The sequence below is a fragment of the Lysinibacillus sp. LK3 genome (genome assembly GCF_001043675.1).
Lineage (GTDB): Bacteria > Bacillota > Bacilli > Bacillales_A > Planococcaceae > Lysinibacillus > Lysinibacillus capsici.
On sequence record NZ_LDUJ01000022.1, the window covers coordinates 11,775 to 23,578 of the forward strand.

General features: G+C 36.1%; 13 protein-coding genes and 1 pseudogene. 8 read left to right on the forward strand and 6 right to left on the reverse strand.

Annotation, left to right across the window (positions count from 1 at the left end):
• The first annotated feature begins 196 nt into the window (after positions 1–196).
• Complete coding sequence (locus VK91_RS16440) at positions 197–2,413, forward strand: 5'-nucleotidase C-terminal domain-containing protein (RefSeq protein WP_048394327.1); 2,217 nt, start codon at positions 197–199, stop codon at positions 2,411–2,413.
• 151 nt (positions 2,414–2,564) lie between these two features.
• Here the strand turns inward: VK91_RS16440 and VK91_RS16445 are convergent, their stop codons facing one another.
• Together VK91_RS16445 and VK91_RS16450 are read right to left on the reverse strand one after the other, a co-directional pair.
• Positions 2,565–3,005, reverse strand: a complete 441-nt coding sequence (locus VK91_RS16445; protein WP_004228176.1) for a cell wall hydrolase — start codon at positions 3,003–3,005, stop codon at positions 2,565–2,567.
• A 134-nt stretch (positions 3,006–3,139) separates the two neighbouring features.
• The gene (locus tag VK91_RS16450; protein ID WP_048394329.1) at positions 3,140–3,694 is read right to left on the reverse strand and encodes an ECF transporter S component; all 555 of its coding nucleotides are present in this window, start codon (positions 3,692–3,694) and stop codon (positions 3,140–3,142) included.
• 178 nt (positions 3,695–3,872) lie between these two features.
• Here VK91_RS16450 and VK91_RS16455 point away from each other — a divergent pair, with 178 nt between their 5' ends.
• The gene (locus VK91_RS16455; RefSeq protein WP_048394331.1) at positions 3,873–4,721 is read left to right on the forward strand and encodes a pyridoxamine kinase; all 849 of its coding nucleotides are present in this window, start codon (positions 3,873–3,875) and stop codon (positions 4,719–4,721) included.
• A gap of 169 nt (positions 4,722–4,890) precedes the next feature.
• Entirely contained in the window at positions 4,891–5,229 is a 339-nt protein-coding gene (locus tag VK91_RS16460) for a hypothetical protein (RefSeq protein WP_053075728.1), read from the forward strand.
• A gap of 77 nt (positions 5,230–5,306) precedes the next feature.
• On the opposite strand, the gene VK91_RS16465 is transcribed toward VK91_RS16460, so the two are convergent.
• Positions 5,307–5,885, reverse strand: coding sequence for a DinB family protein (locus tag VK91_RS16465; protein WP_048394333.1), 579 nt, complete (start codon positions 5,883–5,885; stop codon positions 5,307–5,309).
• A gap of 108 nt (positions 5,886–5,993) precedes the next feature.
• On the opposite strand from VK91_RS16465, the gene VK91_RS16470 reads away from it, so the two are divergent.
• A complete protein-coding gene (locus VK91_RS16470) occupies positions 5,994–6,491 on the forward strand; it encodes a GNAT family N-acetyltransferase (RefSeq protein WP_048394335.1) in 498 nt (165 codons plus the stop codon).
• 421 nt (positions 6,492–6,912) lie between these two features.
• Here the strand turns inward: VK91_RS16470 and VK91_RS22565 are convergent, their stop codons facing one another.
• A complete protein-coding gene (locus VK91_RS22565) occupies positions 6,913–7,068 on the reverse strand; it encodes a YvrJ family protein (protein ID WP_082148167.1) in 156 nt (51 codons plus the stop codon).
• A 173-nt stretch (positions 7,069–7,241) separates the two neighbouring features.
• Between VK91_RS22565 and VK91_RS16475 the strand changes: the two genes are divergently transcribed.
• On the forward strand, positions 7,242–7,790 hold the full coding sequence (locus VK91_RS16475) for a sigma-70 family RNA polymerase sigma factor (protein WP_048394336.1): 549 nt from the start codon (positions 7,242–7,244) through the stop codon (positions 7,788–7,790).
• Positions 7,791–7,793: 3 nt separating this feature from the next.
• Entirely contained in the window at positions 7,794–7,985 is a 192-nt protein-coding gene (locus VK91_RS16480) for a hypothetical protein (RefSeq protein WP_004228187.1), read from the forward strand.
• Positions 7,986–8,035: 50 nt separating this feature from the next.
• Here VK91_RS16480 and VK91_RS16485 read toward each other — a convergent pair whose 3' ends face one another.
• The gene (locus tag VK91_RS16485) at positions 8,036–8,935 is read right to left on the reverse strand and encodes a 3-hydroxyacyl-CoA dehydrogenase (RefSeq protein ID WP_048394338.1); all 900 of its coding nucleotides are present in this window, start codon (positions 8,933–8,935) and stop codon (positions 8,036–8,038) included.
• Between the two features lie 433 nt (positions 8,936–9,368).
• Between VK91_RS16485 and VK91_RS16490 the strand changes: the two genes are divergently transcribed.
• Complete coding sequence (locus VK91_RS16490) at positions 9,369–10,427, forward strand: S-layer homology domain-containing protein (RefSeq protein WP_048394340.1); 1,059 nt, start codon at positions 9,369–9,371, stop codon at positions 10,425–10,427.
• A 40-nt stretch (positions 10,428–10,467) separates the two neighbouring features.
• Here the strand turns inward: VK91_RS16490 and VK91_RS16495 are convergent, their stop codons facing one another.
• Positions 10,468–11,154 (reverse strand): zinc transporter family protein, encoded by a 687-nt coding sequence (locus tag VK91_RS16495; RefSeq protein WP_231595704.1) that lies wholly within the window; start codon positions 11,152–11,154, stop codon positions 10,468–10,470.
• Positions 11,155–11,362: 208 nt separating this feature from the next.
• Here VK91_RS16495 and VK91_RS23350 point away from each other — a divergent pair.
• Positions 11,363–11,579, forward strand: a pseudogene (locus tag VK91_RS23350) (alcohol dehydrogenase catalytic domain-containing protein); the annotation flags it as partial.
• Positions 11,580–11,804 lie beyond the last annotated feature (225 nt).

The following is an 11,804-nucleotide window of genomic DNA, read 5'->3' on the forward strand; positions in this document are numbered from 1 at the left end:
GGGATATTGGACGGGTTTGAAACTTTTATTGAATATCGATTTTCTATTGCTTTTTCCTCTTTAATCACGCTAATATTTGTTAAATTTATGAAATTATATTACTTTTATGATAGATTTTACCTGGTTAGACATCTCCATAAATGCTACACTGATTAGGAATCTTAAAATTCAGAATAAAAAGGGAGAAAACTAGGAAATGAATCAATTGAAACAAGTTATAACAATACTAAGTATGGCTGTATTGATTCTGGCAACAGGAATTGTCTTTACACAAACGCCTGTCAATGCACAAGAGAAAGATATTCATATTACACTCCTGGCTACGTCAGATATTCATGGCCGCTCTATGCCTTGGGATTACGCAGTGGATGGACCTAATCTCACAGGAAGTTTAACGCAATTATATACAATTATTAAAGATATCCGTAAAGATCATCCGAATACCATCCTATTGGAAAATGGAGATTTAATACAGGATAATTCTGCAGAATTGTTTAATGACCAGCCGCAGTCACCAATGATGGTGGCTGTTAATGAAATGGGCTATGAAGCTTGGACATATGGTAATCACGAGTTTAATTTTGGTTTGGATGTATTAGATAAAGTTTCCAGTCAATTTAATGGAGCAAGACTTGCTGGGAACGTTTATAAAGAAAATGGCGAACGCTATTTACCTGCATATACAATTATTGAGCGTGAAGGGGTTAAAATCGGGGTTATTGGCATGGTAACACCTTTGATTACAGAGTATGAGAAGGGGACAAATCATCTTGATGGTTTAGTTGTCAAAAACCCTATAGAAGAGACTAAAAAGGCAGTTAAGGAATTAGAGGGTAAAGTAGATGTCATGATTGGCCTTATGCATATGGGATTGGAAAATGAAAATGGTGTTCTAGGAACGGGTGTGAAGGAAATGGCTAATGCCGTACCAGAACTAGCTGCTATTTTTGCAGGACACAATCATGTACTGATAAATAAAGAAGAAGTGAACGGTGTTTTTATAACAGAGCCTAATAAATATGGAACACATATTTCACGAATTGATTTAACATTTACTCGCCAAGGCGAGAAATTGTTGCTTAAAGAAAAAGATGCTTCAACTATTCCTGTAAAGAATGAAGACGGGACCTTTGTTGAATCGGATAAAGACCTAGAAAAAACGTTGAAGCCATACCATGAGTATGCACGTGAAGATGCTAATATCGAAGTAGCACAGCTTAAAGGAACAAATCTTGTTCCCAAAAATGAAATTAAGGGTATACCAGCTGTACACATCCAAGAAACACCTTTATCAGATTTTTTCCATGAGGTCATGCTACATTATAGTAAGGCAGATGTGGTAGCACATCAGATTGATAATGACAAAGCTTCATTGGATGTAGGTCCTATTAAGAAAAAGGATATCGCCTATAATTATCAATTTGCTGGTGGAGAAGTATCAGTTTATGAAGTAACGGGCAAAGATTTAAAAGATTATATGGAATGGGCAGTTGGCTATTTTAATAGCACACGTGATGGAGATGTGACGATTAGTTTTGATAAAACGCGTCGTTCCTCTAAATATAGTACGAATGATTATTTCGGAAATGTAAAATATGACATCGATTTAACTGAGCAGCCAGGTAACAGAATAAAAAATCTACGAAAATTAGATGGTACCCCAATTAAGCTAGAAGACAATTTAAAGCTTGGTATGAACTCTTATCGTATGGATTTTCTTGTATCAAAAGGTCAGGCACTTGAAGGGCGTAAGTTTAATATGATTTGGTCCTCTAAAGAAGAAAGTGCCTATGGAGAAACAGGCGGTACAATCCGTAATCTAGCCATTCGATATCTAAAAGAAGAGATGAACGGCGTGTATGAGCCAGTGATCCAGCATAACTGGAAAATCGTTGGTGTCGATGTGAAATCGCCTGCACGTGCTGCTGTTGTTGAATTAATCAATAAAGATATTTTAGCCATTCCTACAACGGAAGATGGTAAGTATACAAATATAGCATCTATTAATGTCAAAGCTTTGATTACAGAAGAAGAAATAAAAATGCTAGCAACAAAAGCAAAAGTAGATGCTAGCCAATTTACTGGGGTAAAAACGTCAGGTGAATTTTATCAAAAGCTGGTAAAAGCATTGAATAAACCTAAAGATGAGCCAGTAGAAAAACCGGTGAATCCAAGTAAGTCAGCACCAGACAAATCGAAGCCAACAATTACTCAGCCAGAATCACTTAAAGGGATTGTTACGGCTTATCACTTAAATGTTCGTTCAAAGCCATCGAACTCAGGAAAAGTATATGGGACAATTTCAAAGAATACCGAAATTACAATTTTAGAGGAAATACAAGGCTGGTATAAGATATCTTATAATAATAAGTCGGGGTATGTTTATAGCAAATATGTAACGATTAAAAAATAAGAGCTAGCATAAGGCTGAAGGAACTAGATTCGCATCTATTCCTTCAGCCTTTTTACATCTGGCGATTTATAGTCAATTAACACGTTTGGCTTTGAATTGTAGTAGTACGTTATTAAACTTGTGAATGTAGGTTATTAAAAGTCAAAAAACCTTATCCCATATATACACTGGCGCAAGTATCTGGTGCAGGTTCATAAAAGCAATGATTCTTAAATTGTCCTGTAAACGGCTGACCATACCATGTTGGGGGACATGGTGCATATGGATTGAAGTACCAGAGTGCGTATTTTGCTGGATGCTCTCGCCAGAAATCTAAGTTTTGTTTCGCCAATCTTTTTTCCGTTTCTCTCGCTCGTTGGTAAAACATATTGCCTTTTTGAACAGCTTCAAAAGAATAGTTTCCACCTTGTACCTGGTAAATAACCTGCTCAATCGTTCTTACATCATTGAAGTCTAAACAGGACGCCACTGCACGATTCACAATGACATTGCCCACGTAAAGCATACCTTGTTGACCTTCACCCTCAGCTTCTGCCCTCATCATCCTTGCCATTAAAGCAACGTCTGCATCACGGTATTTTACTCTTGGCATTTTTCCACCTCCACCTTATAGTATGAAAAAAATCAAGGCTAGTTTCGCGTTATCTTGAAATTCATTGTTTCTATATCTCACACCATAAAAAATGCCATCTTTACTGTATTGAACAGCAAGATGGCGTATTCTCATTAAAAATTCTTTTTGAAGTATGGCGTTTTCTTCAGTACAACACATACCGGGATGGCGATAACTAAGCCTACGATGTTTTGAATGACATCCCCAGGAATGGATGCCAGCGGGGCAATCCAGCTGTTGAACATAATGGCCTGCCCAACATAGTATACGGCAATCATCACGGGCATTGATACTACTGCTCCTAAAATATTCAACCCAAGATTATCACCTTTATGTCCTTTTGACCAAGCAATTTTACCAACAATGAAGCCTTGTAATGCGCGTGAAATAATGGTTGTGGGTGCCCAAATTAACCAGCCACCTACGATATCGAATAAGCCCATTCCAATAGCTCCAGCAAGTGCTCCTTTTTTTGGTCCAAATAAAATAGCGGAGATAAACAGCATAGATGTTCCTAAGTGGATAAGACCACCTTGCCCTATTGGTAGCTTCAGATTGATAAACATTGTAGCAACGAAAACAAGTGCTGCTAAAATGGCTGTAATGACTAAATCAAATGTTTTTGTACGTGATTTTGTATAGGATGTTGGCCTTTGTATATTTTGCATTTGTCTCTTCCTCACTATGATGAATATTTTGATGATTTTTACTTTAACAAAGGACTGACTATTGTAAAAGTGTCAATTTCATAAAAAAGTTAAGGGTCAGTTTGAGGTTATTTTCGCATCTTTCTAATTGTGATACGATGGGGAGAGTAAAAGCAGGATGAGTTAGGTGGAATGTATGATGAAAAAAGTTGCTGTAATTCAAGATATGTCGTCCTTTGGAAAGTGCTCATTGACGGCTGCGATGCCTGTACTCTCTGTGATGGGTGTGCAAGCAGTCCCACTACCAACAGCTATTTTAACGGCACAAACAGGATATTCAAGCTTTTATTGTGAAGATTTAACGTCAAAGATGGACTCTTTTATAGACGAGTGGAGTAAGCTTGGAGCTACCTTTGATGGTATTCATACAGGCTTTGTTACAGGTAAGGAGCAAATCGATAATATATTTCGCTTTTTAGACGTGTTTCACTCAAATAAGACGACGTTGCTTGTCGATCCAGTAATGGGCGATCATGGTGAGGTCTATAAGATGTTTACTGGTGAATTGCTTGATCGTATGAAAGCGTTAGTAAAGTGTGCTGATATTATTACGCCAAATGTTACGGAATGTTGCTTGCTTACAGGTTTATCCTATGAAAGGCTATTGAGCTATCAAAATGATACAGATTATATTCATGCCCTTAAGGAAGCAGGTCAGCAGTTACAGCAAGCAACTGGAGCAAACGTCATTATTACGGGTTTGAATCCACCAGTAGGTGATAGGGACAAGCGTTATGTTGGCAATATGTTTGTCGATTCTGAGCGGTCTTTTCATAATATCCGCAACTATAATGGTGAGAGCTATTCAGGCACAGGCGACCTCTTCGCATCCATCATGATGGGCGGCATGATGCGTGGACAAGATTTAATGGAGTCAATGAAACTAGCAGAAACATTTTTAGCCGCTGCAATTGAAGCTACTTCGAAGGAGCAAGTACCTCGTGAGGCTGGCGTGCATTTTGAAAAGTTTTTACGTATGCTGCTGTAAACGTTAATAAGCCCATAATAAGTAATAGTGATAAAAAATTCGTAAATGTCAGATTCATATTGACCTTTACGGATTTTTTTGTTGAAGGAAAATTAAATAGTCTAGACTTGGTGCAGTATTATGTACAGTCTATTCTAAGCAGCTCAGTCAATTAGGATGGACAAGCTCGATGATATTATCAAAAAGATTTTATGGTATCATTTTTCTTTCATTTATCGCTACATATGATGTCATGTTTACTTATTTGCTTGAAAACATTGATTGGATTTTATTGATGACCGTCATCGGTGTGTTGATACCAATGTATTTATTACAGAAGGGTATTCAATATTGTGAAGTATTTTTAGTCATGATGTCATTGTGTTTTATTCCTGTATTCACCTTCTTTTTTCAGCTATTCGATACACGGTTACAATGGTCAAATATTACGTTAATGGGTGTGTTGTTACTGTTATTGTTTGGAATTTTAAGTGTAGTTCTAGAACAAAGAGCTCGTAGCGTTTCCTAATGAAATTTTTCCCATGACAAAGTTACTATACAGAAAAATCCAGAGCCAGTTTTGAGGGGCATAAAATCAAATTGGCTCTATTTGATTTCTTTAATTGTACCTTTCAAATTCTTTCCTCCTAAAAGCCCTTCCATCCTATTAAAGTGATGCCTCTCATGAATAGACAGCAACTGAATAGCTTGAATGAGATTAGGATAATGCGCAATGGGATCAGGAAAAACAATATGCCCTGCAACATCCTCGTCTATATTTTGTACTAACTTTTGCAAAGCAAGTGTCTCGTTGATAAGTAATTGCTCGATATCATAACTGTTTAATACAAAGCGTATTTTCTTAGGTGGAATCAAAATACTGGGTGCTCGCATTCCATGTCCTTTTTTGGATTGATATTCTTCATAAATATCATGTATTTCAGTAGAGAATGGCTTGTTTCTTCGCATTTTAGCGATAGGCGTAAGGAATAAAGAATATTTGGTTGCTGTGTGGAGCATTTTGAGAATCAAATAAAGGTGATAAAAGTGTTCACCAATGGACCATTTTCCCTCGCGTGTTACACGCCATAGTTCTTCCTGTGAAAGTGAATGAATAGCTGGTAGATAGTGTGCTCGTTGTGCCTGTAATGTAAGAAAGTGTTTTGACATATTAGTAGATTCCATAGATTTTCAGCTCCCTTATTTCCATTTTAAGGATTACTGTTGGAAAAGTACATCAAATGCCAATCGTTATGGCCGATAAATAGGAAAAGTATGATAGGAGGAAAAGGCATGGAAATTAGACAATTAACAGCTGCAGATGCTGAAGTATATAGAGATTTAAGATTAGAGGGATTGCAAACAAATCCAGAAGCTTTTGGCGCTAGCTTCGAGGAAGAAAAGGATTTGTCAATTGAGTCGTTTGCAAGTAGGCTCGAAGGACAGGGAACATTTACGTTTGGGGCATTTGACCAGGAGGATTTACTCGGTGTGGCGACATTGGTGCAAGCAAATAAAATGAAGCTAAAGCATAAAGCGAGTATTTTTGCCGTTTATGTTTCTTCAAAAAAACGGGGATTGGGCATAGGAAAACAACTAATGGTAGAGATCATCAATCAAGCAAAGACACTAGTAGACGTCGAGCAAATTAATTTAACAGTTGTTTCTTCCAATGAATCAGCAAAAGGATTATACAAATCGTTAGGTTTTCACGTTTTTGGAACAGAACGAAACGCCTTAAAAATAGGGCAGCAATATTTTGATGAGGATTATATGGTGCTGTATTTCTAAAAATGCTAAAAAGCCTTTGAAGACTTCCATCTTCAAAGGCTTCAATTTATTAGGATGAGTAACAATGGAACAATGGAATTAAAGCAAGGAATAAAAGAATCCCCGTAATAAAAAGAATAAGTAAAGAGCTAACAATGCCCACTTTTTTTATAAGTAACCATAGACTTAGCAAGATAGTAAGGACCGATAATGGGAGTGCCAGCCAAAATCCAAGATACCCCAAGTATTCAATCATAATGGGGAATGAATGGTGAAAGTAATTGTAGGGAATATCTAGCATGAGAAAAATGGTCAATATAAGCTCCATAAAATCCCCCCATCTACATATTTGTTCTTACATATATGGTATGCAGAAGCATCTTTAAGTCACACGGCAGCATCCTTTTTAAAGGATGCTGCCGTATATTTTTTTATAGGCTTATTAATTTTCCCTTTTATCTAACAATTTCAAGATGATCGCTTCCAAATTTTCTATTTTCTTCTCAAAACGCATAAAGAGATAGATGGTAATGGCAATAGGGAAACCTGAATTACCTATTAGGTGAACCCACATTTGTATAGTTTCAATTGGTATCATAACATCTTCCTCCCTCATTATTGTGATGCTTACAGTTATGAAAAGTGAACGTACGATTAATAAAATCAATATGAATGAATAAATTAGGGAACATTTGTTCTGTTTTTGGTTTATAATAGATATATGATATTCACTTTAATGAACAAGAAGGCGAATATATAGGAGTGATGCGAATGTGTAATGAGTACAAAATAATAGAAGAGTTTTTTTACAGAAATAGAGAACAGGTTAAAAACCCAATTATCAGAAGTTTTTTGGCAGATGCACAAAATCTTTATTTGGTACAACATGCAATCTTATATCCCAATGATTGTAATTTGAAAATGGTTGATGAAACATTTCAAGCTCATTATCAAAGGGTACAGAAAATAAAATATATCAGCAATTTAATTTATTTCTTTAGCTTGGATTTCGATAAAAAAAAGAGAAGATTGCAAAATCGCTTTTTATTAGTCGCAGATAGTGGTCTAATGGACGATGGTATAAGAGACGAAGAGAGCGAAGAAGAAGGATTATTAGAAAAAATTGAAAATGAACAGCTCTTTAAAGGCTTGCAAAAATTAACAGACAAGCAACTGCAAATTTTAGAAATGATTTATGTCAAAGACTATTCTATAAAAGTAATCGCTGAAACATTACAAACAACACCACAGAATATATCCAACCTGCATCGAAAGGCTTTAAAGAAGCTTCATCATATTATTAGAAAGGAGGAGATTTAGTCAATGCAGAACAATATGAATGAGGAGATGCTAATAATTATCGAAAATTTTACGCCAAAAATTAAGCAGTGTCTTCATCAAACAAGTTACCAGGATAGAGAAGACTTGGAGCAGGAGATTAAGCTGAAAATTATTGAAAAGCTGACAACGAAAGAATTTGAAAACACACCTAGTTTTTGGAATTTTTTTGTATAATAAAAAAAGAGCAATGCCCTTTTAAGAAGGACAATTGCTCTTTTTAATCATTAACCCTTTAAGAAATCTGGTTTTGCAAAGCTTGGATTTGGATATGTGTAGAAGCCTTCACCTGTTGCGCGGCCCAATTTGCCTTTTTCGATGTACTCTGTTTTTAAGAGGTTAGCTAATTTTTTCATGTTTTCATCACCAGTGGCAGTTGCTTTCGCTTCCACAATGTTATAGGCAGTGTTAATGCCAACGATGTCTAGAATAGCAAATGGTCCAAGTGGAGCGCCTGTACCAATCATCCATGTTTTATCAATTGTTTCTGGATCGGCCACTTCTTTTACAAGTAAAGATTCTGCTGCATCTAAAAACGGAACTAGTAAAGAGTTTAAAATATAGCCAGGTTGCTCTTTATGCAATGGTAGTGGTACCATGCCGATGGCGCGTGCAAATTCAATCACTTCATCAAATACTTTCATATCTGTACCAGGGTGTTTCATAATTTCCGCAGTATTGTTTTTCCAAATTGTATTAGCAAAGTGAAGAGCTAAAAATTTATCAGGACGGCCAGTTGCTTCAGCAAATTGGCTTGGTAGTAAAGTAGACGAGTTTGTTGCAAAAATTGTTTTTGCCGGTGCTACTTTTCCAAGATTCGTGTAAAATTCTGTTTTGATGCTCACAACTTCAGGGATTGCTTCTATAACAAGGTCAGCATTGGCAACGGCTTGCGCCAAGTCACTATTAAAAGTAAGACGTGCATAGGCTGCATCCACTTCTTCTTGTGAAGCACCTAAATCTTGTTGATAAAATGGTTTTAATTTTGTAATACGATCCTGTGCATTTTTTAATGCCTCATCGTTAATGTCATACACTGTTACATTAAAACCTTTGAAAGCAGATTGATAAGCAATTTGGCTTCCTAATACACCACTACCTGCAACCGTAATGTTTTGATAATTCATCGAAATTCCTCCTTTGGAATTGTTACATTAATATAATAGTATGGATATGTAGAGAATCCTTCGTTACAACTCCATACTACTTCTACCGTTGAATAAAAATCAAATGAAAGCCTCTGATATTATATAAATATAAAGTTCTCTGAAAGAAGTTTCATTTCAAGTATGTACCCAGTGTAAAAGAAATATAACAAAGAACAGCCTTTAAGCTGCCCTCATTTAAGAGATAAATCTAATTACATATGTAATTGTTGTAGATAGCATTAAGTAATTTGTCCTTCTGTTAAACTAGTTTCAAACTCAAAAGTAAAATAGGAAAATTATAATGTGTTAAAAATGGGTCTTTTATATAATTATTGTTTAATTCCCATATTTTTATAGATTTATAAACTGTTGTTTTAGTACACTGAATCTATGAATTGAAGGGGGAAAAACAGTGAAGAAAATAATGTTAGCTGGTGCACTGAGTATTGCATGTTTTACAGGGGTTGGTGGACAGGCGTATGCACAGGATGTAGTAAATGTGGAAAATATAATCCATCCAAAGCAGAATGTTGCAGCCACTAGTCAGTTACAAGCCATGCCCTATCAAGATATTTATAAAATGCTTTTGTTATCTAAAATAGGCTTTGAAAATAACGAAGTGTCGATTGTTACAACAAAAAATAGTATTACAGTAAAAATTTCATTAGAGGCGATTCTTCAATCGTACAAAGATGGTACAAACCTCTATCCAGAGGGAGAAAAAGAGTTTAAGGAAAACTATGAAGAACTGAAGAAGTTATTTGGGCCTGCGATTCAAATAAAAATTACACAAACTAGTAATGGCTATAAGAGTGAGGTATATACAGCTGGCAAATGGGAAGCAGTTAGTGCAGAGGATTTAAATGATATGGTACAGGTATTTGCTCGTGCCGACGTTGAGTTAAAAGCAGGTGGATATTTCAAGGATGCTATTGGTCATTGGGCTGAAAGCTATATTCAGTTACTATATCAAACAGATATCATTAATGGGACAACGGCTACTACGTTTAATCCAAATGGACAAGTGACGCGTGGAGAACTGGCGGCTATTATTTTCCGTGCATCTGGCTTAAATGTGAATGAAGATTATGAGGGTCCTGCTTCTTATACTGATCTTAGTGGTTTCTGGGGTGCTAAGGAGGTAGCGATTCTTGAGGAGTATGGCTTAATCGATATTTTCAATGGTGAAAAATTTGAGCCGAAAAAGCCCGTTACACGAGAGGAAATGGCCTATATTATTGCTAGGTATTTAGAAGGTATGGAAGTGAATGTTGCGCAAGTGAGCAAAGACAATTCATTCACAGATAAAAATCAAATGCGTCAAGAAACAGTACAGGCTATCGGTCTATTGCAACATCTAGGTATTTTAAATGGTACGAATGGTAAGTTTAACCCAAAAGGTAATCTTACTCGGGCAGAGGTTTCTAAAATTTTAACGCTTACTTTAATGCTAGTTAGTGAAGAAGAATAAAAGAGGAAAGGGATGTCTCATGCGCGGAGACATCCCTTTGTTATTCAACAAGTATATGGAAAATATAGCTTAGGAAATAACCTAGAAAGAGATACATAAAAAATGCTTTAAATGAGACTTTCTGTAGCTGATGCAAAATGAATTCAGAAATACTAGCTGTAGCAATCAATCCTATCGAAATGCCCATTAAGATCCCTTGTGCTTTGTCTGGTAAAGCCCAATACTGACCAAACCAGATGAAAATACTAAAGAAAATAGAGAAGATGAAGAAATAAATGAAAAGTCTCCAAAGCCTTTCACCTTGAGAGATGAGTGCAGTAGATAATGCAAATCCCTCTGGAACATGGTGGAGAATAATGGAGGCTGTGAGAGAAATACTTAATGCAGCATTTCCAAGTAAATTTCCAACAGTGAGACTAATAGGTATTGTATGGATAATCATAGCTAGTGTTAATAGAGAGACAGAGGGATTCTGTGCATGAGAAGCATGAAATAAGGTATCTAGTAGTTGGAAGATGAAATAACCAATAAAAATACCTAATATAATCCCAAATGATTGATAGATTTGAAAGGAAGAAGGGATGATATCTAGCACAAGTAAGCCTACTAAAAAACCTCCGCACAATAATGATAACCCCTGTGTCGTATGCTGAAATAGCTTAGAGAAAATCCAGGCAATCGCGCCCCCAATGCTCACACTGAAAAATAGAAAACCGCCAAGTATCATTGCACTCACCTGTAAAATTCCTCCGCCCTATCATCAACTTAATGCCTTTTTCAAACTATATGCTAAGTAGAAATGAATATGCTTGACATTGAATTGCCTGCATAAAAACGATCATGATAAAGATGTGCATACTGCAGGTTAGCGAAGGAAAGAATAGAGTCGAAAATATATGCTTGTTGTGATGATACTATGCAAAGGGAGTGTTGTCGTGAAGGCTGTAATCTATCATGGAAATAAAGATATTAGAGGGTCCAACTGTTAAAAGAAGGACGATATTATTGTGAAAATCACTTCTACTGCTATTCGTGGAACTGATTTGCATATTTCCAAGGCGCTATTTCTTCACATAAGAATTATGTAATAGGTAAGAGCATGTGACAAAAGTGAAAAAGGGTGACTGTGTCCTCTTGCCTTTTAATGTATCGTACCATTACATATCAATTGCCATTAGAAGAAGCAAGTAGCCTATGAAATAATTTGTGGACGGGAAGATAACTGTATAAAGGTGATTCTAAAACCTTAAATCGAGTGAGTATGCTCCTTTTTTTGTGGAAATATAGGGAATGGTTTAAATTGACTGAATATTGGTTTAATTCTATACTTTTTAATAGAAAGGACAGATTCATCGATTTAGCTCATATAGGGAGGAA

What these genes read in the sequence shown, in the direction of transcription:
- VK91_RS16440 (WP_048394327.1), top strand. Translation starts at nt 197, where the DNA reads ATGAATCAATTGAAACAAGTTATAACAATACTAAGTATGGCTGTATTG.
- VK91_RS16445 (WP_004228176.1), bottom strand. Translation starts at nt 3,005, where the DNA reads ATGCCAAGAGTAAAATACCGTGATGCAGACGTTGCTTTAATGGCAAGG.
- VK91_RS16450 (WP_048394329.1), bottom strand. Translation starts at nt 3,694, where the DNA reads ATGCAAAATATACAAAGGCCAACATCCTATACAAAATCACGTACAAAA.
- VK91_RS16455 (WP_048394331.1), top strand. Translation starts at nt 3,873, where the DNA reads ATGAAAAAAGTTGCTGTAATTCAAGATATGTCGTCCTTTGGAAAGTGC.
- VK91_RS16460 (WP_053075728.1), top strand. Translation starts at nt 4,891, where the DNA reads ATGATATTATCAAAAAGATTTTATGGTATCATTTTTCTTTCATTTATC.
- VK91_RS16465 (WP_048394333.1), bottom strand. Translation starts at nt 5,885, where the DNA reads ATGGAATCTACTAATATGTCAAAACACTTTCTTACATTACAGGCACAA.
- VK91_RS16470 (WP_048394335.1), top strand. Translation starts at nt 5,994, where the DNA reads ATGGAAATTAGACAATTAACAGCTGCAGATGCTGAAGTATATAGAGAT.
- VK91_RS22565 (WP_082148167.1), bottom strand. Translation starts at nt 7,068, where the DNA reads ATGATACCAATTGAAACTATACAAATGTGGGTTCACCTAATAGGTAAT.
- VK91_RS16475 (WP_048394336.1), top strand. Translation starts at nt 7,242, where the DNA reads ATGTGTAATGAGTACAAAATAATAGAAGAGTTTTTTTACAGAAATAGA.
- VK91_RS16480 (WP_004228187.1), top strand. Translation starts at nt 7,794, where the DNA reads ATGCAGAACAATATGAATGAGGAGATGCTAATAATTATCGAAAATTTT.
- VK91_RS16485 (WP_048394338.1), bottom strand. Translation starts at nt 8,935, where the DNA reads ATGAATTATCAAAACATTACGGTTGCAGGTAGTGGTGTATTAGGAAGC.
- VK91_RS16495 (WP_231595704.1), bottom strand. Translation starts at nt 11,154, where the DNA reads ATGATACTTGGCGGTTTTCTATTTTTCAGTGTGAGCATTGGGGGCGCG.